Here is a 26,548-nt window from a genome sequence, read left to right as displayed (position 1 = left end):
ACATTCTGCAATTGGATATAGAACGCCTAATGAAATGGAAATGTTCTATCGGAAAAAACAGAAATTAGTAGCATAAAAAGTCTCCACTTTTAAGTTGCAATTCCACTTAGCATTCTTGAGAGCCTTAAACAACAATAAACAATATTCGAAAAAAAGGACTAGGCCAGCCGCCGGCTATGAGACGGAAGACGCCTAAATATACGCCCTATATATGGCATTTACGCGCATACCTTTCCGGCCCTCATAGGCGGGCCATACCCTAGATACTTTTATTCATAGTTTTTATTTGCCTTTTAAAGGCTTTCATGAATGCTTCGCATGTTTCCGCAAAAAGTATCCAAAAACTCTCGGCTACGCCCTTTGCTATTAAAGATTATGCTAGAGGCTTGCCTGTAATTGCCGCAAAGGCCAAGGCCGAATTTAAGGTAAACGGTTGTTTTTGCTTTGGCTTGATATGGTGCATAGCTTTTGGTCCATAGTCCATAGACCATGGTTTGCAATAACGCAAGACAACCCATTGCTAAGTACGCTCTTTGGCCTCCTAAAATTAGCGTTAAGAAAACCTGTGGAGTAAGCGTTAAAAACAAAATGCTGTTTGAGCGAAGTGAGTTCATTTTGTTTAGCGAACGTAGCTTGGTTTTTAGCTCATTTTGGGTAGCCTTGAACTTTTGGTTCTTTTCTTTCAAGAGAAAATGCCTTAGCATTCTTGAGAGCCTTAAACAACAATAAATAATATTCGAAAAAAGAACTAGGCCAGCCGCCGGCTATGAGGCGGAAGACACTTAAATATATAAGCAAAGCCTAAGTTATTAAGAAAAAAACTTTGCAATCTGCCAGTTAGGTTTGGTTACTTGAATGCTTTGGCATTTGCGCACATAGCTTTCCGGCCCTCATAGGCGGGCCGAGCCCTAGTAACTTTTTCCGCAAAAGTTACCAAAACCCTCGGCTACGCCCTTTGCTATTAAAGTTGATGCTAGAGGCTTGCCTGTAATTGCCGCAAAGGCCAAGGCCGAATTTTAGGTAAACGGTTGTTTTTGCTTTGGCTTGATATGGTGTATAGCTTTTGGTTCATAGTCAATAGTCCATGGTTTGCAATAAAAAAAGACAATTCATTGATAGGTACATTATCCGACCCGATCTCTTTTTGAAGCGCATAGCGACAAGTATGAAACAATTTGTTTATCGTTCCTAGTCTATTCACAAAAAACGGCTAAACAATTAACCTGCTACTCCGTGTATTTTGTTTACGGCTTGTGCCCGATTATTGATATCCATTTTCAGGTAAATATTACGGATATGAAATTTAACGGTGTTAGCTGAAAGGTATAATTTTTCTCCAATTTGCTGATTGGTCAATCCTTCGACAAGTAACTTAAGAACATCTATTTCCCGTTCGCTTAACCCAAATTGGTCTTGTAATTGGATAAATACATTATGCACTTGTTCGTTATCTTTTTCTGCCGGATATTCTGTTGTTGGTTGCTCTTTTAGATAACGCTGAATTTCTTCTCTATAAAAGGCATGCTCTTTATGCAGTTTTTTTACCCTGTGGTAAATCCCTATACTTAAAATAAGCATTTGCAGGATATTAGCAATTTTCAGCTCGCCCGGCATCAGGTTCAGATAATTAGGTGCTATAAACCGGAATACGAAAAAATTAAGTGTAAACACCAAAGATAATGTGGAGGCAAATACAAAAAAACGGGCCGCTGTATGTTTTTTAAATCGAAATAGGGCTACTAGCCAATACATGGTTAATAGTAAGGGGAGTACCATATTCCCTAATATACAGGCCCCTGTCCAATCAAAAATCAGGTAAGCTAAAAAGCAGAGCGCCATTATTATTAATAAGGCTGCACTTACTCTAAATAGGTGAATGTATTTATTATCAAGTTCTAAAAATTTTATTGAAAAGATAACTGTTGCAATAGTTGCCCCCAGCATAACGGGTAAACTGGCATAATTAAGCCATACGGGGTTGTTACTTATCAGAACATAAAGTCCATCTGCATAGCCATATAAAAGGGCTACCATAAAAACAAGTATACTATAATACAGAAATTTAGGTTCTTTAAACCCAAAATAAAGTACCAGGTTTACGATTAAAACCAGGGTTGCAATACCATAATAAATTCCTAGTTTTAAAAAGCTAAGGCTTTCTGCTTTATAAAAGGCAGGGACTGTATTTATTGTTACTGGAAATAGTATTTCTTTTTTTAAATGTGTTTTCAACCACACGGTAGCTGTATTTCCTGTTATTTTAAATCGTACATAACGTAAATAGCTTTTATTGTTTCTGAAATTATTACCTGCTGTATCGGTAGCTATAATTTCTCCATTTATAGACTGATATAAGAAAACGGAATCTAAATGAGGATTTTTAATACCTATAATCAAATCGTCTGCAGAATGTTTATGGTCTATATCCAATTTAAACCAATAGACTCCCTGATTGTGAAAGGGTGGGTTATCGTTAGACCCTTTTAGTGGATTAAAGTGTTGCTGATTGATATTTTGTGGAGCTACCGTATCAACGGCAGTATAATACCATGATCGTTCGAATCTTACCTGTGCAGATAGTTTTAACGATAATAGCGAGATAGTAAAATAAAAAACAAAGAAAAATTTATTCAAGATAGTCTACTGTTTATCCTAAACTAACTATTAATTGTAAGCTGTCAAATATAAGGTTATTCTTTGATTATGGTTGTTATTTTCTAATCTGTGGACTTCTTGCTTAAGGGATTACAGGATTTTGAACAATACTATTTTATAAAACAGCACCTAAAATAAGAATATTGCTGATACAATTAATTCTTATCTGATAAAGTTAGGATGATGTACCCGGAGAGGATTTCACGAGAAAAAGCTGGTTATATTATAGTTTTGGATTGGATTTAATATACCCTATAAAGATGGGGCTGCTTCTTATATTCCCTTAAAAAACACAAGAAACAGCCCTATAAAAACAACTTACTTTCTAACTACTTTTTTGGTTACCTTACCTTTATCTCCATCTAAATGTAACAGATAAATACCTGTAGGGTAACTCCCTAAAGAGACTACCAAACTACCCTCACCCGGATTTATCTGGATTTGCTGCAATAGTTTTCCGTTTAAATCTGTAAGGTTTAACATGCGGTATTGCCCTTTATCAAAACTAATATTTATAATATCTTCTGTGGGGTTAGGCGAAAACAAAAAGTTAGCACCGTCTAACGAGAAGTTTGCTGTTCTTACGCCCAGTTCCTTAGGTTTACCGTTTCTGTCTACCTGCACCAACTTATAATAGTTAACTCCATGGAGAGGATTTTCATCATCATAAGAATAGTTTTGGATAGCAGAAGAGTTTCCGGCACCGGCAACGCTGTTTAACACGGTAAAGGTCTGCCCATCATTACTTCGGTAAATAATAAACTCTCTGTTATTATTTTCTAATGCTGTCCACCATTTCAAATTTACTGCCTTTCCTTCTGTTTTTGCAGTAAAATCTATTAACGATACTGGCAAGGTAGGTTCTGTCTGTAGCTCATAAGCGCCTAAATCTATAATACCTGCATCATTATATCTATATACACGTGGGTTACCAGCTAAATCTTTAGTGTTTTCATCTAAATTAGCATACAAAGCATTACCTCCTGCATTTACGGCTATACTAGTGGTTAGTAGCGTATAATCGCCGGCAGTGGTAGGTACCACACCTACACCTTGCGGAGCAACAAAAATATCAGAAGCTGTAAGACCTGAAGGTATACCGCTTATATTTCCAAGTGGACTACCTTCAACCAGGTTATTGCTACTGGATGCAGCAGGTGTATAAACTCTTTCGTCAGCGTCCCCTTCCTCCGGATCAACTTCGCCAATATCAATAAATGAAACAGTTCCGTTTCCCCATATAATACTATTTTTCAGAATAGGATAAGAAGCGCTATAATTAGTGAGCCCTGCGCCTTTATTTCCACTAATGGTTACGTTAGTTAAAATGGGTGAAGAAGAAGTGTTATTAATAATTCCCCCGGTAACATTTCCTGAATTACCACTAATAAGTACATTGGTTAAAATAGGGGAAGAATTGCTTAAGTTATACATGGCACCACCATAACTGGCTTTATTCCCTCTAATAGTTACATTAGTCAATTCTGGAGAAGAATTACTACTATTATGTATCCCTCCGCCAGAGCTCCCAGACTCATTATTATCAATAATCACGTTGGTTAGCTTAGGAGAAGAGTTGTAATTACCTATTGCTCCACCGCTTGTACCTGATCTATTATTATAAAAATTTACATTAATCAATTCTGGAGAAGAATTACTATTTCCCATTCCTCCCCCTGCACCTGAAGCTATATTATCATGAATGCTAACATTTGTCAATATAGGCGAAGAGTTATTATTACTGATTCCACCGCCACCTCTGGCCTTATTTCCTTTGATAACCAGGTTTGTTAATTCAGGCGAAGAAGATGTATTATATATCCCTCCTCCTGCATTCCTATATACGCTTTTCCCATTAACCAATATTGAGCCAATAGTTTCCTCCTTACCTCCGGTAATGGTGAAGCCGTCCAGTAAAGCAGTACCTACATCATCTACAGAAACTACTACATGATAAACGTTATCTTCATCGTTGGTAAAATTTGGTCCATCGTTACCCAACAAATCACCACTGAGTATGGTTTCGTTAGTCGCCCAATTACGATCGCTAAAAGTAGGATTTCCATTATCAGGAAAACCACCGTACACCTGTACATCTTTTACTAATAGGAAGGTTACATCTGGATTTCCCAAATCCTCCGTATTACTTGTGGGATTTACACTTGGTTTATATACTCCTTTAGCTACATATATTTTTAAAGGATTAGCAGCATCCCATAAAAGTGATCCCTCATTATGCTGTGCCCATTTCAAAGCAATAGCTAAACTGGTAGCATTGCTCCAGTCAGAACCATCACCCGTCCCATTTTCTTTTACGTAAATAGTATTAAATGCTGGAGATAACTGTGCTATTGCCGAGTATGTTATTAATACTAATGCAATGCATAAGGTAGAAAGTTTTTTAAATAATTGTTTTTTCATAGTGAATATTTGTTTTGTTGCTTGTTAAAGCGTTTTTGTTTATCGTTAGATACGATAGATGATATATAACGGGCAACAAACAAATAGCAGTTTTGTTTGGTAAATACTTTTGTCTAAGCGTCAGCTTATTCTCTTGTATATAAAAGCACAGTCCCGTACTATTAGAGCTTGTTTAAATTTCATTCAATAATTATTATAGTTGTTGAGATTGCTTCACTCCGTTCGTAATGACTTATCAATCGTGAAAGCAGGCTCCTAAGGCCTAATGAACTGTCCAAGTTCGTGACAAGAATAAGAGAGGGGGACTAGCATTGCGAAGAGTCTTTAAGGACTAATGACAGACTAAAGTCTTATTCCCTCTCTTTTACTGGATCTTGTTAAACCTAATCCAAATCCTTTTCTACAAACTTACGATGACAAAAATAGGAGCGTCACTGCGAGGAACGAAGCAGTCTCTTTTACCACTGTATTTTATTTATCTCATTTTTAAACAGACTCTTATTTTTCATCTAAAAATCAATAAAGAATAACGTTATGGCTAAAAATTACATTGTGGAAACTATTCCAATAAAACGGAATTAACTTTCGTAGTTAAAAACGACCTGTAGTTATACCCCCGCAAACTTTTAGCCTAATGCTAAGTATAAAATCAATTGGGTTTTAATTTTTGATATAGCGTTTGCAGAATATATTATTAGAAATGTAAGAAATAAAGTTTTGCCCATTATGGCTATACCTTATTTCTTACATTAGGAAGCACAGACAATAAGTCTGCCTAACTTAAAATGTGTGGTTTATCTTTTCAAAAAGTATCATCTTAAGGGAGTAATCAACAAAGAGACTTATCTTATCTCCACCTTAAGAAATCCCGTTTTCTTTAATATATTTTTCCCATTCCCAGGCAGATCTCATCATCTCTTCTATAGAAAGTTCTGTTTTCCAGTTTAGTTCCTGTTCTGCTTTGCTTACATTTCCCCAAACCTTAATAATATCGCCAGCCCTTCTGCCTCCTATTTTATACTGAGGTTTTACTCCGGTAGCTTCTTCAAACGCTTTTAGCAATTGCAATACAGAAAATCCTGTACCTGTGCCTGCATTAAATACTTCGTATTTTGTTGTTGCCACTTCCAATCGTTCGATGGCTGCCACATGGGCTTTTGCTAAATCTACTACATGGATAAAATCTCTGATACAGCTGCCGTCCGGCGTATCGTAGTCATTACCAAAAACGGTAATCTCGCCCCGTTTTCCAATGGCACTTTGGGTAATAAACGGAACCAGGTTTTGTGGCACACCTTTGGGTAGCTCGCCAATCATTGCTGATGAATGTGCACCTACAGGATTAAAATATCTTAAAGAAATAATCCGATAGTTGTCTTTGGCCGCTGCTGTTTCTTCCAAAATTTCTTCGGCAACCTGTTTGGTATTTCCATACGGAGAAGTAGCTTTTTTTACCGGAGCTTGTTCAGACACTGGTAATTCATCAGGTTCGCCATACACTGTACAGGACGAAGAAAAGACAAACTTTACTTTTCTGCCAGAAAAAGCGGTTAACAGGTTTATTAATGAATAAAAGTTGTTTCTATAGTATTTTAATGGTTCTCTTACCGACTCTTCTACTGCTTTATATGCTGCAAAATGAATGACTTTATCTACATCGGCCAGTTTGTTTTTAACCAGATCTAAAACTGCTTTTTCATCGGCAAGATCGATCTCTAAAAAACCGGGACGTACTCCTGATATTTTTTCTATACGATCTAGTACTGATTTATCCGAATTGGAAAGATTGTCTACAATAATAACTTCGTATCCTTTTTTCTGAAGTTCTACTACCGTATGCGAACCTATATATCCGGTTCCGCCGGTAACCAAAATCCTGTTGTTATCCATCTGTGATTTCTTTTATTTTCCTAAGGATGAAATTACCTAAAACAGTATAACAGACAGGTAACAAAGCCAACGCAAACGTTTGATTACAGCAATTAAGATACAATAGAAATAACGATGGGTGTACGTAAAACACTGAATTAAACGTCTATAATAACCTGCCAGGGTGGTCAGATCAATATGGATGAATTAATTTTAAAACTTGATTGGAAAACACGATAGTTTTTTGGTTCCCAAAACGGGCAACAGATTATAAGAACAGACTTAAAATAGAGGTAAACACAAACATAAAAACATCGTTAAAAACAACTTTATTCTACATAAAAGATAAATATTTTCCCGTTTTTCTTTTTGGTTTAAAAAAAATACTCATATATTAACTCTTTAAAACCAATTAAAAACTTAAACCATTCTAATTATGGAAGAAAACTATACCCACTTAGTAATCTATCCTTATGATCTGATGGGGATATTTAATGTTAATAAAAGCGGAGCGAAATACCGCTACTCTAAAATCAAAAAGTTTTTTGATCTTAAACGAGGGCAATACCTGACGGTGTATCATTTACGGGATTATATCAATATGTCTTTAGAAGATACTATTGATATGATACAAAGGAATAGAAGAGGGATGGGGTTGTTGGTGTGATGTTTTTTTTAATGATGAACTTTGATAACTATGGACTATTAAACCTAACTGGTTTACATAGTTTTTTTCTTAATAACTTAGGCTTTACTTATATATTTAAGTGTCTTCCGCCTCATAGCCGGCGGCTGGCCTAGTCCTTTTTTTCGAATATTGTTTATTGTTGTTTAAGGCTCTCAAGAATGCTAAGGCATTTTGTCTTGATACAAAAAGTACCAAAAAAACGAGCTTGCGAGTTCATGAATACCAAAAAACAATAAAAACTAATGAATAAATCAAGGCTACCCAAAATGAGCTAAAAACCAAGCTGCGTTCGCTAAACAAAATGAACTCGCTGCGCTCAAACAGCATTTTGTTTTTAACGCTTACTCCGCAGGTTTTCTTAACGCTAATTTTAGGAGGCCAAAGGGCGTACTTAGCAATGGGTTTTGCGTTATTACAAACCATGGACTATGGACTATAAACCATCAACCATCAAAACCACACCCTTCAACTCCAAGATGTAACTCAACAATCAGAAGTTACCACCTTACAACCAGAAATTGTCACTCTACAACCAGAAGTTTTTACCTTACAACCCAGAATTGCTCCCCTACAACTAGAAGTTGCCCGCCTACAACCCGGAGTTGTTGCCTTACAACTAGAAGTTGTTACCTAACAACCCGAAGTTGCTACCCTACAACTCCGTCTTTAACCCCATCAACTTAACCAAAACTCATATCACATAAACTCAAAAGATAAATCAGCATAAAAAAGACTAATAATGAGCATTTTGGATCAGTTTAGACAACGGAAGCTCACCGAGGGACAAAATGGCTCAATCTGGCTTAGTCCGGCTCCCTATATTTTGCAAAACACTGTATAACAGCCTTATATTCATAAAAACTAAAAGGATTATATTATGAGAAAAGACAGAATTATCACCAATTATGGTAAGTACAACGATGTGCAACTGGACTTTAAGGCTAAACTTATTGTAGAAAACCTTACGGACAATGCTAACTTTCCGACAACTACGCCACCTGTAGAAGACCTTGCCACACTTAGCAATAGTTATTCTATTGCATTAAATAAGGCTAAAACGGGCGAAAGGTCGCAGATAGCCAATAAAAATGCCATCAGAAAGCTTTTATTGAATTTGCTGCAAGAACTGGCAGTAAATATAGAATCGCAGGCTTTTAACGACAAAAGCCGATTGATTAGCAGTGGTTTTGATGTTTCATCTAACACTGGAAGTTCTCCGCAAATATCTCCTCCAAAAAACTTCAAGGTTTTAGATGGTGCCAATAGCGGAGAGATTAGGCTGACCTGCACCGGAGCTACTAATGCTTTGTCTTATGTGCATGAATATACGGAGGATGAACTGACTGAAAATACGGTATGGAAATCGGAAGCCAGTTCTTCCAGAAACCACGTTTTCAGAAATATTGTCAGCGGACGTCGCGTTTATGCCCGTACCAAAGCTATTGGCTCTAAAGGACAGGAGATTTCTTCTAATACGCTTTCGAGAATTGTACAATGAGTTTTAGCCATTTGGATAACAGCATAAACCCTGCTAAACTTCAAGAAAAAGGGTTTATGGGCAGCACAAAAAAATCCCTCTCTTTCAAAAGTACCTTGCGGTAAAGAAAGAGAGGGATTGATGGACAGGTTATTCCTCTGCCCTATCCTATATTGTTTAGCCTAAAATGGCTTTAATATCAGCAATCACTTTCTCTGCCAGCTCATTGGCTTCCGCTTCAGAAGATGATTCAGAATAAATTCTGATAATAGGCTCGGTATTAGATTTTCTTAAGTGCACCCATTGTTTACCAAATTCTATCTTTACCCCGTCAATAGTATTTACAGGCTGGTCTTTATACTTTTCTTGTATTTTAACCAACAAACCATCAATATCCATACCTGCTTCCAGCTCAATCTTATTCTTAGAAATAAAATAAGCCGGATAGCTGGCCCGCATTTCCGTCATGCTTTTACCCGATTTTGCCAAATGGGTTAAAAACAAACCGATACCAACCAGGGCATCTCTTCCGTAATGAGATTCCGGATAGATAATTCCACCGTTTCCTTCGCCGCCAATAACCGCATGGGTTTCTTTCATTTTATTAACCACATTTACCTCACCTACCGCAGCAGCGTTGTATTGCTGCCCCGCCTGTTCGGTAACATCCCTTAACGCCCTTGTAGACGACAGGTTAGAAACCGTATTTCCCGGTGTGTTCCTTACCACATAATCTGCCACGGCTACCAAGGTATACTCTTCGCCAAACATGGTTCCGTCTTCATTTACAAAGCACAAACGGTCTACATCCGGATCTACCACAATCCCTAAATCAGCCTTGTTTTCTTTAACCACTTTAGAAATTTCGGTTAAATGCTCTGGCAATGGTTCTGGGTTATGCGGAAAATGTCCGTTAGGCTCGCAGTACAATTCGTACACCGTTTCTACGCCCAAAGCCTTCAATAAAGCCGGCACAAATATACCTCCGGTAGAGTTTACAGCATCTACCGCCACCTTAAATTTTGCAGCGCTAATAGCGGCTACATCCACCAAAGACAGTTCTAATACCTTATCTATATGTTTTTGTAAGTACGATTCATCGTAAACCACGTTACCCAAATCATCTACATCTGCAAAAGAAATATCAGTATCTTCTGCCAAAGCCAATACCTCTTTCCCGTCCTGATCGCTAATGAACTCGCCTTTATTATTTAACAATTTTAGGGCGTTCCACTGTTTGGGGTTATGACTTGCGGTTAATATAATACCGCCGCCAGCGTTTTCTTCCGGAACGGCAATTTCTACCGTTGGTGTGGTAGACAAACCTAAATCAACCACGTCTACCCCTATACTTTGTAAAGTACCTACCACCAGGTTACGCACCATTTCGCCCGAAATACGCGCATCTCTGCCTACTACTATTTTATTATTGCCCGTTTTAGAAACAATCCACTTCCCAAAAGAAGCAGTAAACTTCACAATATCAACCGGAGTCAGCGCATCGCCCGCCTTTCCTCCAATGGTTCCCCGGATACCAGAGATAGATTTAATTAGTGTCATTTTAGGTTACTTATGTTATTTGAACGAATTTATAATGTTAAAACTCAAAATTAAAAAATCCAAAGGATTGATGCTTACTTTAACAAAAATGAATCAATATTTCAGAAGCTCCAAACTTACGCATTCTATATAAAGATAAACCCTAGAGAATTTACCAGACTTTTGGGGCTATAATGGCTACCTGTTTTATAAAATTGCGCTCCTCTTGTTAAATTACCTGTACCTGCTTGTATAGCCTAATAAAAGCATCCAAAAAGACGGTTTCTCTTTGTTCAAATATACAAAAATGATTGATGTGTCCGAACACATATAATATTTTATTTTTTGCAATGACAAATTTTATGTATTATTGCGTTATCGGACACACAAAATTATAGACATGAATTCTGAGCCTACATTACTGATTCTTGCTGCCGGAATGGCCAGCAGGTACGGAAGCTTGAAACAAGTAGACAGCTTTGGCCCTTCTGGGGAAACTATTATCGATTATTCGATATATGATGCTATCAAAGCGGGTTTCAAAAAAGTTGCTTTCATTGTTAAAAAGGATTACCACCACGAGTTTAAAAGAATTTTTGACCAAAAACTGGCGGGTAAAATAGAGACTGACTATGTTTTTCAGGACTTTGACCTTAAAAAATTTGGGATAAACAAAGAAATTATCAGACAGAAACCATGGGGTACCGGCCATGCTTTAATCTCTGCAAAAGACCAGATTAACGAGCCTTTCTGCATTATTAATGCCGATGATTTTTACGGTTACGAGGCTTTCGGGAAAATGATAGATTTTCTAAAAAATAAGGTTACTGATAAAAACTTTGCCCTGATGGGATACGAAGTGGATAAAACTTTATCTGATTACGGTAAGGTTTCGAGAGGTATTTTCCAAACTACGGAACAAGGCACTATGCAGGAAATTATAGAGCGCACCAAGGTTTTTAGAGAGAATGGCGAGATTGTTTTTGAGGAAGATGGTGCTACCCACCCTATTCCTGAAAATTCTTATGCTTCTATGAACTTTTGGGGATATACACCTGCTGTTTTTGAGAAGGGTATTGAGCTTTTTAAAGAGTTTGTTAAACATAATGATGAAGAGAATGGTACGGCTGAGTTTTACCTGCCTTCTATTGCCGAAGCGTTAATTAAAGAGGGCGATGTTTCTTTTAGCGTGTTGCCTACTTCTTCTACCTGGTTTGGCGTAACTTATAAAGAAGATAAACCTATTGTCCAAAAGAAATTATTGGCTTTAGTTGAACAGGGCTTATACCCTGAGAGTTTGTGGGGTTAAACAAATATTTAAGAGCTAAATAGCTCAAAAACAGAAAAAACTTAAAGTAGTACAAACACCAATCTGCAAATTTTTGATTGTTTTGCAGATTGGTATCTACTTTTAAAGTTAAGGGTAAAATAAATAGACTATAAGCCTATAATAAAAACCAGGAAAAAATAGTTTATTAAACTTTTCTTGTTAAAAGAACGATTAATCTACCCTCCTCAACAATTATTGAATAAAATATTTAAACATATAATTACCCGACCCTAAGCTTAGTTTTCTTTCTCCTACTACATTAATGTATTTATGATTTTTTAAAGAATTACCAGATTCCAATACTTCTTTTTTTGGAGAAAAGGGTAAATGTACTGTAGCAGTAGTATTTACCGGTATTTGAATATTTAATTCTATTTCTTTACCAATAATTTTCCATTCCGATTTTACTGTACCATATAGTGTTTCCAGTGATGCCATTGCAGAAGTGAGTCCTCCTCCTATTTCTGGAGAAATAACGATATGCTTATAACCCGGTTGTGTAACATCAGAATTAATTCCTGCAATTTTACGATACATCCAATCTCCTATGGCACCATAGGCATAATGATTAAAAGAGTTCATAGCAACATTTTGAAAACTACCATCTGGCCTTATACCATCCCAACGTTCCCATATAGTTGTTGCTCCCTTGGTAATTGGATATAACCATGACGGATATTTATCTCTGATTAACAATTCATAAGCTATATCTGTATAACCAAATCTACTGAGTACATGACAGATGTAAGGTGTTCCTAAAAAGCCTGTAGTTATATGTCCATACGTCTTTATGTTATCAGCTAATCGTTCTGCTGCTTGTTGTCTTATGTGTTCTGGAAGTAGATTAAAATGAAGAGCCAAAACATAAGCTGTTTGCGTATTGGAAGTAAGTTTTCCTGTTTCGGTAGTGTATTCTTTGACAAAAGCATCTTTTACTTTTTGTAAAAGTACTGTATACTTTACCTCATCTTCTGTATAACCCAATACCCGAGCTGTATGCACTATATTCTGAACAGAATATGCATAAAATGCCTGAGCTATTAACGCTCTATCTGTTACAGCAGCTTTTCCAAACAAATCATCTGACGGAGAAAAAAACAACCAATCCCCGTAATGTCTTTCTACTTTAACCCAAAGATTGTTTACACTTTCTTTCTGGATATAACCCACCCAGGCTTTCATACTCTCGTATTGCTCTTGCAATATTAGCGTATCTGCATAAGCCACATAAAATTGCCACGGAATAATGGTTGCAGCATCGCCCCATCCTGCCGCACTAAATGAACTATTTCCGTAAAAATTTGGAATTACTTCTGGTACATGTCCATCACTTCTTTGGTCAGCTTTTAAATCTTGTAGCCATTTTCTAAAAAAACCGGCAACATTCATATTAAAAGCTGCCGTATTAAAAAATGCTTGTGCATCACCTGTCCATCCCAAACGTTCATCCCTTTGCGGACAATCGGTAGGTACATCCAGAAAATTACCTTTCTGCCCCCATTGGATATTACTTTGCAATTGATTAATCAGTGGATTTGAAGTATTGAATTGCCCTGTTGCCTGCATGTCAGAATATAAAGCAACAGCAATAAAGTTCTCTGGATTTATTTCCCCTGGGTATCCGCTTATTTTAATGTACCTGAATCCCTGAAAAGAAAAATGAGGTTCAAATTCCTCTATCTCATTCCCCTTCAGGATATAAGTATTTTCCTGTTTAGCAGATCTTAAATTAGCCGTGTAAAAATTTCCTTCTTTATCCAATACTTCTGCATGGTTTATTGTAATTTTTGTACCTGCTTCCCCTTCTGCTTTAACTCTTACCCAACCTATTAAATTCTGTCCAAAATCTATTACTTTTTCTCCTTTAGGTGTAGTAATTACTTTAAGACTCTTAAATTCTTCTTTTTTTCTTACCGAAGGGGATAAAGTAGTAACTAAATTCCATTTAGTACTGTGTAACAAATTAACATGACTCCAAGCCGCATCTTTTGTAAAATCAGTTGTATTCCAATTTGTTTCTTCTAAACGAGAATCATAGGTTTCTCCATGGTAAATACTGGATGAAAGTATTGGCCCAAAGGAATATTTCCAGCTTTCGTCTGAAATTATTCTGTCTTTGCTACCATCTGTATACTCTATTTCCATCTGAAAAAAAAAGCCAAGCTCTTTTCCATAAAAATCAGTCCTCCCTTTTCTGGCTAAAGTACCCCTGTACCAACCATCACCTAATATAGTACCTATTGCATTTTCTCCTGCTTTCAACAGAGAAGTCACGTCATATGCCTGATACTGCAACCTCTTCCCATAACTGGTCCAGCCGGGTGTAAAATAACTATCCCCTATTTTTTCACCATTTATATAAGCTTCGTATAAACCCAAGGCTGTTATATAAGCAATTGCCGATTTTATCTTTTTAGTCAGCGTAATTTCTTTCCTCAACATTGGACTTGGCCTTTGCTTATCTTTTTCTATTACCGTAATCCATTTAGCTTTCCACTCCGTTGTATCCAGAATTCCCATTCGCCAGTATTTAACATCACTCCAACCAGATGCATTCCCTTTATTATCCCAGATACGCACTTTCCAATAATATTTCTTACCAGAATCCAATATTCCCCCTTTATAAGAGACATTAATCGATTGATCTGATTTTATTTTCCCTGAATACCAGCTTGCTTTATTATCATCGTCCAGATTTTTAATTTCGGCTGCTACCCTTATTTCGTAATAGGTTTGAATAACATTTCTATTTGATGAAGCAAGTTTCCAACTTAAACGCGGTTTCAATTGAGAAATAGCTTCGGGATTATCAAAGTACTCACATTTTAAATCATAGATGGCAATACCTTTAGGAAAAGCCAAATAAGGAATAAGCAAAGTAATAAACAGTATCGGCTTTATATATTTCATCATTTTTATCTGTTTAAACAAAATAAAACTCGTATGATTTAATCATGTTATCTCTTATTAACTAACTTGTCATATCTTAACAAGGCTTCCAGATAATAATAATCAGCATAAACAAGAGGTGTGTTTACTTCTGTACCTTCCGGCTTAGAACCTACCGAATGTTTTAATATAAAATTATGATTTTCGCCTAGTCCGTTTTTATAAACCGGACTTGATAAGCTAACCAACATTTCTTCTGCTAGATTGAAATATTTTTTGTTGTTTTTTATGCTGGAAAGTTCTAATAAAGCAGAAGCTATGATTGTTGCCGCAGAGGCATCTCTTTCTTCGTTGGGAAGATATGGTGCATTAAAATCCCAATAAGGTACCTTGTCTGAAGGTAAATTTGGATGGTTGATAATAAACTTAGCTATTTTTTCTGCCTGTTTTAAATACTTTTCATGTCCGGTTTCTCTATACATCATTGTATAACCATACAATGCCCACGCTTGTCCTCTTGCCCATGCAGATTCATCAGAAGCACCCTGAGCCGTTCTTTTAGCTACAACTTTTCCGTTATCTTTATCGTAACACACGACATGATATGAACTGTAGTCTTTTCTGAAATGGTTTTTAATAGTATTATCCGCATGCGTAATACTTATATCGTAGTATTTCTTATTTCCTGAGATTTTGGATGCCCATAACAAGAATTCCAGATTCATCATGTTATCTATAATTACTACGTAATTGTACATCCCTTTGTATCTTCCCCAGTCATCCCATGATTTGATTAGTCCCACTTTCTCATCAAAACGTGTCGATAAAGATTCTGCTCCGGTTAACATAACCTCTTTGTATTTTTCGTTATTGGTTAAACGGTAACCATTACCAAACGGACAGTACAGCATAAAACCTAAATCGTGTGTTCTATTATTATCTTTTTCTTTTTCTACTGCCATTGTCCATTTTTCTGCAGCTTCTTTCCATTTATTATCTTTAGAATATTCATAGATATACCATAAAGTTCCCCCAAAGAAACCACTGCACCACCAATGCGCTTTACGGGTATCCAGTGTTCCGTCTTTTTTTATAGATTGGGGAAACCTGGTAATATCTGTATTTGCTTTCAGCATCAATTCGTATTGTGCTTTAGCAAATTCTATTTCTTTCTGAACGTTTATTTTAGGCTGAGCAAAAGCTAACACTCCCGCCATTAAAGCAGTAACTAGGCTTAATAAGAATTTCATTTTTATATTTTGTTTATTCTATTTGTTATAATTTGTTTTTGGCTCTGAAAAATGGAAGATTTGAAGCAGGAATCAGATAAACAGAATAGCTTATATCTGTATTTTCAGACGCAATAATTTCGAAGCCTACAAAAGTAGTTCCGGGCATAGGGGCATCATAACTTTGAGGAGGTTGAGTAGACCAGGTTTTCCATTTCACATCAGCTCCTTTTACTACCATAACCATATCTTTCCCTTTTTGGCTCAATAATACCTCATCCCCAATAATATTTACTTTTGCCTGAGTAAGCATGTTCCAGCGAATGCGCCCGGCAGATTTTGTCTGTAAAGAATCTTTTATTTCTACATATTTATCTTCTACAATGCCTGCAAAACGAATAGCTGATGAAAAATTATCGGGATAAATTTCGGTAAGGTTTGTAACTGCCATTTTCTTCTCCTTATTGTTACTTACTAATTCAAGTGGAGCAAACCCTTTTACATTCTGCAATTGTCCGTTTACGGTTAAGGTATTATGTACGTAATTGGTCATTCTAAATACTTTCCAACGTTGAGCATTCTGAGCTCTCCCAAATATGGACATACCTTTTGATTCTAAAGATTCATAATCCTGCATTCCGGGATCCATTGCCCATCTTAGCCCGTCTGCATCTACTACGAAAGAACCAATGTCCATATGAGCATGGCTGGTACTTGCTGAACCACCTTTGAAACCAACAAATATGGCATTAGCATCTGCCCATTTATTACGCATTAAGGCTACCGGTGTTTTTCCATGACCTACCCACATATTTTTTTCCGGGGCAACAATATTGTTTAATGGCTTGTTCTTATTCCATATAATAAGATTTGGTAATAATCTGTTTCCTTCCCCTCTCATTCTTCTTGAGTCAGTCATTTTATCCCGTTCTGCATACAATAAAGACCTGTCGCCTGTTTTATTGGCAAACCAAAACACGGTAGCATCTAAACCTACAGCTATACCACTATCTGAATAGTTGAAATTCTGGGTAGAGCTCCCCACCATATGCATATAATACTCTGCTGTACGTAAAAATCCGGGTTCATTACTTAATTCAAAATCATGTCCAAATATTTTTTCTAACGCATCTATCAGCATCACATTAAAAGATGTACCATAGCTCCAATACCCATAACCTTCGGGATAGGCTCCATCGGGTCCGTATTCTTTCATAGGTAACTTCACAGAACTAATAGCCCTTTTGATAATACTTTCCGTTATTTCGGCATCATTCTCATATATGGCTATAGCGCCAAACAGCATACCTGCATTACATACCTGATTCCAGTTATTACTGGACGTCAAAAAACCATTATACTGGCTATTTAAAGAAGGTTTTAGTCCTTTTTCCAGGATTGCAGTGGCTATTATTTTTCTGGAATTATCTGATAGATTGTAATATAACCAATCATAACCGATGGATACTCCTAATGTCATTTCTGCAACATCTAAAAAATGTGAAGGGTTCCAGTCCTGAAAATCAGAAATCGCTAATAATTCACTTTCTGCCCGTTCCAAATATTTTCGGTCTTTAGTTGTACGCCATGCGTATGATAAAAAATAAATTCTGCGTAAAGCTTCTCTTGAAGTAGCAAGCAAACGTCTTCCTACTTTTTTATACTGTAAAGACGGTAGGTCAAGTATTTTATCACTTGCATCAATAATATTTTTATTGACCATCAGCAATTGTAAATCACTTTTAAATGATTTTACAATATTCTTTTCTTCATTTTTCAGTAATAACAACCTGGGGTGAGAGAGTTTCCGTACCTTTTCAAAATCAACATCTTGTCCTACAACAAGATTGTTGATTCCTAGAAAAAATATTAAAATAAGAATTTTGTTCATAGCTTAAGGGTTTACAGTAATATCTATGGTTTTTATAACCTTCTTATTGCCATATACATTATGTGTTTCTCCAATAAAAGTGGCTTTATAAGTACCGGGTGTATTATAAGCAAATACGTAATTTTCTTTTTTTCCTTCGGTAAATAGTTTCAATGAAATACTTTTATTGACAGCAACCATTTGCGGATCTAAACTTATTGCCTTAGATACAGCCCAATCTTCAGTATATTCTGTTTGTAAAGAACTGCTGCTGTTCCCTTTAAATAAAATGCCGGAAGATGATAGTGAGGAACGGCCTGCTTGTTTATTTCCATAAGAATACATACCAAATACCGATGTAGAGTATTTCAAAACCGGGAGCACATATTGTTCTAGTTTAGTATTAATCAATACATTATAAATATTCCAGTTATTTTGTCCACCATATACACTTTGATCCTTAGTGATATACCTAAAGGCTACATATAAAGGTTTTTTAGGGTTTATTCTGTTCAACAGATCTACTTCTGTAGAAGGGGTATTGGTTAGACTGTTTGCTAAGGTAAAATCATCAGTAATACGTGTCCACCACTTCATGTTTCTGATATTATCTATACTATAATCTCCGTCAAACTCATCGGAGATAAAAACATCTAACTGATCTTGTTGCGTACCATTACCCATTGTTGAGGTAAAAGATAAAAGAACGTCTTTTTGTTCCAGTATATTTTTCTGTTCATAATCATTTAAAAACTGACCAGAATAAAAATATAATATAGGCGGATTACCTTCAAATTTAAAATTAATCTCATCACCTACCTTAACTACCACTTTATCTGCATAAACCTCAAAATCAGGACTTTCTAACTCATACTTACTACATCCGCAAAGCAACAAAAAAGTGATATATACCTGTATATTTAAATATTTTTTCATATTAATGCTATTTATAATTAATTACCACCCTTTATTTTGTGTCATTAAAATATTGGTTGTTGTTTCGGAGCTGGGAATAGGCCACAACACATCTCTTTCTGTTGTATTTTGCCCTGCTCGTCCTAACCATGATCTCGAGATGCCCTGTAAATCAATATATGATTGCTGCATGGCATCCAAATAATCTCCCCAACGTACCAAATCTCTTTTTCGGCAACCTTCAAAAGACAATTCTCTTGAACGTTCCGCTTTTATCAGTTTCATAAAATTCTGATAGCTTAAGACCTGATTGATAGTTGCGTCTGCGTTTACATTATTTAAATTTGTAATGGTAGCTGTCATATTTACTGCATCACCAACACGCAAAAATCTAGCACCTATTGTCACTCCTCCTGATGTATGCGTAGGTGGGGTATTAGTACTGATTCCCGCAACATTAACAGCATAAAGATTTTTTAAATACGCAACCGTATCACCAACCTGATAATTAGTTTGTGCCTTCCACAAATTACCAACTTCTACCGTAGGTACAGAAGTATAAGCACTACCTTTATTTACTATTACAAAATCAGAAAGTCCCCCTGCTGAAGTCATACTTCTAAATACGGCTTTAGCCTGACTACCTCCTCCTCCTATAATTCTAATGTCGGGAATTCTCTTATAACCAGTTCCGGCTTGGTTTAAGATAAGTGTATCCACTAACTCTTTATGAGTTAACATTTTACCATAAGCCCTTCTTCTTACTTTATTGAGAGCTTCTATCGCTTTTTCAGATGGGGCTGATTTACTAGCTTGTACATCTGCTTCTGCAAACATCAGTAATACATCAGAAAAACGAAGTATAGGAAAGTTTGTAGAATTTCCATTCTGTGTTTTCTCTCGGGACAATTCATACTCTCTTCTAAATTTACCAACAGTATGGGAACTAGCATCCTGTTTTGAAGGTAATGCTGCAAAATAAGTCACTACAGGGGTATAATCACTTGATAAGGAATATCTACCTATTGCCCAGTCTCTTCTTAAGTCTCCTTTTCCGTAAGAATAATAAAGTGTTGGGTTAACAGCAACAAACCCGTAGCAATAACCCCATTCTTCATTATTTGAACCATAATAAGTTATCCCATTGTTTATTCCCACTCTTCCACTGGCGTTATAACTATCATTAGTGTTACCATAAAATTCTACTTCCCAAATACTTTCCTTTAAATCGTATTTATCCTGAATAAGATTGACAAAAACTTGTTTATAATCAGGGTTAAGTGCATGATACCCATCATCTACCACCTTTTCTGCCCAATACTTAGCCTGTTCATATTTAGATTCGTCTTTTAAAGGCTCACCTGCCATTTGTAAACACACACGGGCCAGAATACCTCTTACAGCAGATTTATTCACTTTTCCGGCATTAGTCATTTCCGTAACAGGTTTTACCAACTCTTCAGCAACTGTCATATCTCTAATGATCTGTTCATAAATTTCCACACTCGAAGCACGTACCTTATGTACGTCAGAAACAGATTTATTTGATTCTAGCACCAGTGGAACATCTCCCCAATGAGTAACCAGTAAATAATAATAATATGCTCTTAAGAACAACGCCTCTCCCCTGATTACATTTCTATTCTTTTCGTTCATAGAAGGTTTGTTTAAATTCTCAAGCAGTAAGTTTGCCCTTTCTATACCGGAGTACAAAGCAGACCAGGTTGTACTAATCTTTGTGTCTGTTGTGGTAACCAGATTCACAGAAATACCTGTTGTTTGCTGGGAACGGTTATAAAACCCTTCATCGGCATCTAACCCCATTACACCTTGAAAACCATCGGCATATATGCGCGCTAATATTTGATAAACACCTCCTAACGCTTTATTTAGCTGTTCCTCTGTTTCATAATAATTTTTACTTGTTATAGAATCTATGGGACTGGTTTCTAAAAACTTTTCACATGACACCAAAGTCAATAATGTTATTACTGTAGTAACTATATTAAAAATACTTTTTTTCATAACTGGTTATTATAATGATGCTTTAAGTCCGAATACAATTGTTTTTGCCGTAGGATAAGCTGAATAATCAAAACCGGGAGTTAAAATCGAATTATACGTAGATACTTCGGGATCTACCCCAGAATAATTGGTAATGGTAAATAAGTTTTGAGCGGATGCTGTTAGTGAGATATTTGAGAAACCATATCTACGAGAGAATTTTTTAGGAATCTCGTAAGCAAAGAACACTGTCTTAAAACGTAAATAAGATCCATCACTAAGCTCTCTTGTGGAATAATATCCTTGAGGCACTCCACCCACTACAGGAATTGTTGTATTGGTATTTGTTGGCGACCATCTATTTGCAAAGCTGGCATATTGGTTCAACATAATTTGCGGATTACTTTCGAAGACCAATTGGTTAGCATTATATATATCATTCCCATAAGACCATTGAAAAAACAGGTTCAAAGAGAAATTTTTATATTGGAAATTATTGGAGAACCCGCCTACATGTATGGGCAGACCTCTACCTATTATTGTTTGATCTGCTGTAGTTATTTCACCATCGTGGTTCAAATCTTTATATTTAATATAACCAGGTTTTACGCCAGCGCCATAACTAGGTACACTATTCTTTAATATATAAGTACCATTTGAACCCGGCTCAAAATCTTCTAATTGATAAAGACCATCAAAAATAAATCCTGCAAAATTCCCTATAGATTGTCCTATTGCTGCACTATATAAGATTGCATCTGCATAACCAGATTGCCATCTTGGAGCAATTCTGCTTAATAACTTATCCTGGCCATCAGCTAGCTCAAGTACTGTATTTTTGTTAAAACTGATGTTAAAGTTGGATGTCCACTTAAAATCCTTTTTCATTATATTTTTGGTATTTAAAGTAAATTCCATCCCTTTATTGCTCAATTTCCCTACATTCTTATAAGCCTGCGTATATCCCGAACTTGCTGGCATATTTGCATTAAGCAAGAGGTTATTGGTTCTTTTATCATAATAATCAACAATAAGTTCTAACCTATTTTTAAATACAGACAAATCATAACCTATATTAAACTGGGCTGTTGTTTCCCATTTTAATCCCAGATTACCAATTCCAGGCACAGCTACTGGTATTGGAGTGTCGTTACCAAAGGAATAGCTTACAGAATTAGCAACAGATATTGGAGATAAAGCGGAAAAGTCTCCCACTCTATTATTTCCAGTAACGCCATAACTAATCCGTAATTTGGCATCGCTTACAACATTAAGGTTTTTAATAAATTCCTCTTCAGACATTCGCCATGCAAAGGCTCCTGACGGGAAGAAACCCCATTTATTTTCCGGAAACTTGGAAGAACCATCTGCCCTGAAGGTTCCCGTAATCATGTACTTTGAGTTATAATTAAAATCGCCCCTTACGAAATAGGAATTCAGGGTATTATAACTTCCATAAGAATTAACAGACAAAGGTGTTCCTTTTCCTAAGCCTGTAATGCCTAACGACTCATTAGGTACTTTTATAGCTGTATAGCTGTTACCTTCATTTAAAGCCTTTTGTAATGTCATCCCCCCTAATAAGGTCATTTTACTTTGTCTATATTTTTTGATATAGGTAATGGTATTTTCATTAGACCATGTAAATTGCTTACTATAAGCCATAGAGCCCCATTGTCCATAACTATTTCTTAAGTTTTGAGGGCTACCTTGCCAGGTCCCCGAATTATAGAACTGCCCCAACTGTACGGTATTTAAATTAATAGATCCTGTTGCTTTAAAAACAACATCTTTAAAGAGATTGTAAGTAAAAAAAGCGTTGGATAACAAACTGTTATTATCTCTGTTTCTATAAGTGTTTTTAGCAGATTGTATAGGATTTATCCTGTAGTCGGTGCTTGAGATTACTTCGTCATCAAACAAATCTTCTTCAAAGGAACTAACATCAAAATCTTCTTCTAAAAAAGCTCTACTAACAGGCCTATACCCCCAAACAGAAAACATTAATGCACTGGAAGCATACCCATCGTTTATTCGTGATGTTATCTGACCAAACGATTGCACATGGGTATAATTTACATTTAAACCAGCCTTGATTTTTCTATTGACCACCTGGTCAATAGATAACCTTCCTTGTTGTCTCTTTAACCCTGTATTTAAGGCCACGGCATCTGTTCCATAAACAGAACCAGATAGAGCGTATTTGGTATCCTTATTACCTCCTCTTAAAGAAATATTATGAATGTTAGTTTTCCCTGTTTGAAAAAATTGATTCTGCCAGTTTACCCCCTGGATATCTTTATAATCCTCAATCGTTTTACCTCCCCTTATATAGGCACTTTCAGCACTAACAGGGTCTCGTTCGAATTCTACTTTAACAAAATCATAGGGTGTCATTAAATCAATTTTTTTAACAACGGATTGAATCCCCATAGAACCTGAATAGGCTAAAATAGGTTTACCTTCTTTGCCTTTTTTTGTTTCTATTACAATAACACCGTTTGCCCCTCTGGAACCATAAATAGCAGTGCTTGATGCATCTTTTAAAACATTAATAGATTCTATGTCTTCTGGATTTAATGAACCTAAATTGAAGTTTTCTGTTGCAAATCCGTCAATCACATATAATGGAGAAGTATCTTGCGTTATAGAACCTACACCTCTTATTTGAATATTTGTTCCTTCTTCACCCGGCTGTCCCTGACTTGCAGAAACACTAAGCCCGGCAACACGTCCTGCCAAGGCCTGTTCAACTGAATATACAGGTGCCTTTTCTACGGCTTCAACATCAACCTGCCCCACAGCCCCCGTTGCATCTTCTTTTTTTACTGTGCCGTAACCTATAACATAAACTTCTTCTAACTTAGATATCTGCTCTTTCAATATTACATCAATAACTGTTTTACCTGCTATTGAAACTTCTTTTTCTTCAAATCCTAAATAAGAGAACATTAATTTGGAACCACTTTCTGTTTCTATAGTATAACGCCCATCTTTATCTGCCATAACTCTGGTTCCTGTTCCTTTTATTCTTACGATAGCCCCAGGTAAAGGAATATTCTGTTCATCTAAGATTTTACCAGTAATTTTAATTTTCTTAATCGGTTGTAGTTGTGGCTGCATTGTAGCAGATTTTCTTTGTACTATAATAGTATTTTCCGTTATTCTATAGCTTAATGGCTGTCCCTCAAAGCATTTCTCAAGAACCTCTTCTATACTGGCATCTTTTATCGAAATAGTCACAAGTTTCGATTCCTTCAGCATTTCTTCTGTATAAACAAATTCATACCCGAAATTTTGATTTATCTTTTTAAAAATTTGTCCTATAGAAGTATTTCTCTCTGATATTGATATTTTTTGTGCATTAGCCGCAAAAGATGTTTGCATAAAGAGGCTAATAATGAAAAAAGTAAGTTTCATAACCGATAAAAGCTTTCGGATTAAAGCATAGGGGTAGTTATATTCCCCTTGAATATTTTTTTTATACATTTGATTAGGATTATTTGGCTTTATATAATTGCAAGTATTAGCTATAAATCTACTCCAGAAGCGTGTCCGAAGCGCTTCTGGTTCTTTAACTTTTTCTTCAATATTGTCGACTTTGTTTTATGGCATTACAATTACCCTCCCTTCTTTTCCTGAAACATGCCCGGGCATTAATTTAAAATGTACTAGTCCCGTAAATTCCAATTTCCTGAGTACATCATTAATATTTTCTGATCTGGAAATATTCATCACAAAGCCTTCTTCAGTAATCTGTCCTTCGTAAACAATCTCTACATTATACCACCTTGAAATTTCTTTCATCACACTGTGAATAGGCTCATTCGTAAAAATAAATAGTCCTTTTTTCCAACCAATTACCTCTTGTGCATCAATCTCTCTGACAAACAATTCATTTTTACTACCTATTCCCTGTTCTCCGGGGCGAAGAATTACAGATTGATTCGATTTAGCTGAATTTAGTCTTACAGAACCTTCCAATAAAGTGGTTTTAACATACTGGTTGTCTTCGTAAGCATTTACATTGAAATGAGTACCCAACACTTCTACATTCTGTCTGTTTGTAATAATCTTAAAAGTTCTTTTTTCTTTAGCGACTTCAAAATAAGCTTCCCCTTCCAGCTCCACTACTCTTTCTTCTTTTGTAAAATTTACCGGAAATCTTAGAGAGGAAGCTGCATTTAACCACACTTTGGTTCCATCTGCAAGTTTCACAAAAGATTGTTTTCCTATTGCTGTATTGATGGTATTATAGTCGTTTTTTAAATTTTCACCAGACTTGTCTATTATATTGTAGATTAACTGACCATCTTCTGATCTTTGAATCTTTACGGCTCCTTGTACAATCTCTTCTCCCTCCCTAATACTGTCCAGATTCAATACAGCACCATCTTTCAGTATTAAACTTGTTATCTCTTTTTGATGTTTTTTTGTTTTCTCTTTTCTAATGTTATGGTCTTCGTGAAAATGAGAGAAAACAGAAATAACTACAATTAATATAGCAGCTACCGCTGCTACTCTTTTCAGAAAGCCATAAGACCTCAACTGCATTTCTTTTCTGTTCGTACCAACAATAACTTGTTCTATTCTAGATAGCAGTTCTTCTCTCTTCTCCTCTGTTAATGCTCCCTTTATATCATCACTTATTTTTGTATCATTTTTAATTACATCGTAATAGTTCTTTAATACCTTCTTTACTGTATTCACAGACTGTCCATTAAGCCAGTCTATAAATTCCTGATGCTCCTGCTCGGTATATTTATTCTCAGTATATTTCTTTAAGAATTTATTTATATCCATGTTTTTCATAACTATAAGACGAACAAGCTCTTTAAAAGCCCCCTTTCAATTTTATTTTTTCTATAAACCTCTAACTTCTTCCTAGCAATACTAACATGATAAAACTTATGGCATGCGGCAATTCTCCGTTAAACCGCAAATGTCTTTTTATGAGATCTATGCCCGCATAGAACTGCTTTTTAACTACGGACTTTGAAATAGATAGATGTGTCGCTATTTCATCCAAGCTCATATCATCCATTAACCTCATAATAACAATCTGCTTTCTTTTTTCGGGAAGCAGGTTAATTGCCTCCTGTATAATCTGGTAGTACTGTCCATAGATAATCTTACTGTCAGAACGTTCAAAACTTTCTTCAGAATCCAGTTTCAGCAGAGAGAGAATCTTAGCTTCTGTCTGGTTTCTTCTGAGTTCGTCTATTAACAGATTTTTTGAGACTTTATACACATATGACCGGAAAGACCTGACATTTACCAAAGTGCTCCTTTTTTCCCAAATTTTCAGAAATGTATTCTGAACAATATCTTCGGTTTTCTCCTCTGATTTGGTACACAGAAAAACATATCTGTAAACTTCATCTAAATAAAGGTTATATAATATAGAATACATCTTATAACTACCTTGCGATACAGCTAAGAGTAAATCTTCTTCATTAATATGATGTACTATTCCTGAATGCGCCATATAAATGGGATTAAATTATGCTTTAATTTTACCTAAACAGATTACTTTTTAATAATTGGCTTTACTGATTTCTTTTGAGGTTTCTTTACCTGTAAAATTTCGTCTTACGAATATATAATGATAAGTAGATATAAGTCAAATACTGCTGTTTGGCAGCTTCAAGAAGTTACCAAA

16 protein-coding genes are annotated in these 26,548 nt (G+C 35.9%); 4 read left to right on the top strand and 12 right to left on the bottom strand.

Translation table 11 applies throughout. The features are described 5' to 3' along the window. Window positions 1–305 precede the first annotated feature (305 nt). Window positions 306–479 carry a hypothetical protein gene (locus ACFSAH_RS14775; protein ID WP_379663506.1) on the top strand — a complete coding sequence of 58 codons (174 nt, stop codon included), beginning with the start codon at window positions 306–308 and terminating at the stop codon, window positions 477–479. 739 nt (window positions 480–1,218) lie between these two features. On the opposite strand, the gene ACFSAH_RS14770 is transcribed toward ACFSAH_RS14775, so the two are convergent. The 3 genes from ACFSAH_RS14770 to galE form a co-directional block, all read right to left on the bottom strand. Beyond that, window positions 1,219–2,634, bottom strand: coding sequence for a 7TM diverse intracellular signaling domain-containing protein (locus ACFSAH_RS14770; RefSeq protein WP_379663505.1), 1,416 nt, complete (start codon window positions 2,632–2,634; stop codon window positions 1,219–1,221). Window positions 2,635–2,973: 339 nt separating this feature from the next. Continuing rightward, complete coding sequence (locus ACFSAH_RS14765; protein WP_379663504.1) at window positions 2,974–5,076, bottom strand: T9SS type A sorting domain-containing protein; 2,103 nt, start codon at window positions 5,074–5,076, stop codon at window positions 2,974–2,976. 858 nt (window positions 5,077–5,934) lie between these two features. Further along, the gene (gene galE, locus ACFSAH_RS14760) at window positions 5,935–6,966 is read right to left on the bottom strand and encodes a UDP-glucose 4-epimerase GalE (RefSeq protein ID WP_379663503.1); all 1,032 of its coding nucleotides are present in this window, start codon (window positions 6,964–6,966) and stop codon (window positions 5,935–5,937) included. A 415-nt stretch (window positions 6,967–7,381) separates the two neighbouring features. Between galE and ACFSAH_RS14755 the strand changes: the two genes are divergently transcribed. Together ACFSAH_RS14755 and ACFSAH_RS14750 are read left to right on the top strand one after the other, a co-directional pair. Continuing rightward, the gene (locus ACFSAH_RS14755) at window positions 7,382–7,612 is read left to right on the top strand and encodes a hypothetical protein (protein ID WP_379663502.1); all 231 of its coding nucleotides are present in this window, start codon (window positions 7,382–7,384) and stop codon (window positions 7,610–7,612) included. Between the two features lie 898 nt (window positions 7,613–8,510). Continuing rightward, window positions 8,511–9,131 carry a hypothetical protein gene (locus ACFSAH_RS14750; RefSeq protein ID WP_379663501.1) on the top strand — a complete coding sequence of 207 codons (621 nt, stop codon included), beginning with the start codon at window positions 8,511–8,513 and terminating at the stop codon, window positions 9,129–9,131. A gap of 156 nt (window positions 9,132–9,287) precedes the next feature. On the opposite strand, the gene glmM is transcribed toward ACFSAH_RS14750, so the two are convergent. Continuing rightward, entirely contained in the window at window positions 9,288–10,670 is a 1,383-nt protein-coding gene (gene glmM, locus ACFSAH_RS14745; protein WP_379663500.1) for a phosphoglucosamine mutase, read from the bottom strand. Window positions 10,671–11,049: 379 nt separating this feature from the next. Between glmM and ACFSAH_RS14740 the strand changes: the two genes are divergently transcribed. Further along, entirely contained in the window at window positions 11,050–11,958 is a 909-nt protein-coding gene (locus ACFSAH_RS14740; protein ID WP_379663499.1) for a nucleotidyltransferase family protein, read from the top strand. A 213-nt stretch (window positions 11,959–12,171) separates the two neighbouring features. Here ACFSAH_RS14740 and ACFSAH_RS14735 read toward each other — a convergent pair whose 3' ends face one another. From ACFSAH_RS14735 to ACFSAH_RS14700, 8 genes are all read right to left on the bottom strand, one after another. After that, a complete protein-coding gene (locus tag ACFSAH_RS14735) occupies window positions 12,172–14,892 on the bottom strand; it encodes a family 78 glycoside hydrolase catalytic domain (protein WP_379663498.1) in 2,721 nt (906 codons plus the stop codon). Window positions 14,893–14,936: 44 nt separating this feature from the next. Further along, window positions 14,937–16,118 carry a glycoside hydrolase family 88 protein gene (locus tag ACFSAH_RS14730; RefSeq protein WP_379663497.1) on the bottom strand — a complete coding sequence of 394 codons (1,182 nt, stop codon included), beginning with the start codon at window positions 16,116–16,118 and terminating at the stop codon, window positions 14,937–14,939. A gap of 25 nt (window positions 16,119–16,143) precedes the next feature. After that, a complete protein-coding gene (locus tag ACFSAH_RS14725; protein WP_379663496.1) occupies window positions 16,144–17,988 on the bottom strand; it encodes a heparinase II/III domain-containing protein in 1,845 nt (614 codons plus the stop codon). 3 nt (window positions 17,989–17,991) lie between these two features. Further along, window positions 17,992–18,903 carry a DUF5017 domain-containing protein gene (locus ACFSAH_RS14720; protein WP_379663495.1) on the bottom strand — a complete coding sequence of 304 codons (912 nt, stop codon included), beginning with the start codon at window positions 18,901–18,903 and terminating at the stop codon, window positions 17,992–17,994. Between the two features lie 21 nt (window positions 18,904–18,924). After that, window positions 18,925–20,907, bottom strand: a complete 1,983-nt coding sequence (locus ACFSAH_RS14715) for a RagB/SusD family nutrient uptake outer membrane protein (RefSeq protein ID WP_379663494.1) — start codon at window positions 20,905–20,907, stop codon at window positions 18,925–18,927. Between the two features lie 9 nt (window positions 20,908–20,916). After that, window positions 20,917–24,273, bottom strand: a complete 3,357-nt coding sequence (locus ACFSAH_RS14710; RefSeq protein ID WP_379663493.1) for a TonB-dependent receptor — start codon at window positions 24,271–24,273, stop codon at window positions 20,917–20,919. A gap of 219 nt (window positions 24,274–24,492) precedes the next feature. Beyond that, entirely contained in the window at window positions 24,493–25,689 is a 1,197-nt protein-coding gene (locus ACFSAH_RS14705; RefSeq protein WP_379663492.1) for a FecR family protein, read from the bottom strand. A gap of 70 nt (window positions 25,690–25,759) precedes the next feature. Beyond that, complete coding sequence (locus ACFSAH_RS14700; RefSeq protein WP_379663491.1) at window positions 25,760–26,374, bottom strand: RNA polymerase sigma factor; 615 nt, start codon at window positions 26,372–26,374, stop codon at window positions 25,760–25,762. Window positions 26,375–26,548 lie beyond the last annotated feature (174 nt).

Origin of the sequence: Pseudopedobacter beijingensis (assembly GCF_042678145.1) — a bacterium.
Classification (GTDB): Bacteria; Bacteroidota; Bacteroidia; order Sphingobacteriales; family Sphingobacteriaceae; genus Pseudopedobacter; species Pseudopedobacter beijingensis.
Note: the sequence above shows the minus strand (reverse complement) of the source record. Positions and strands in the feature narration are given on the sequence as shown.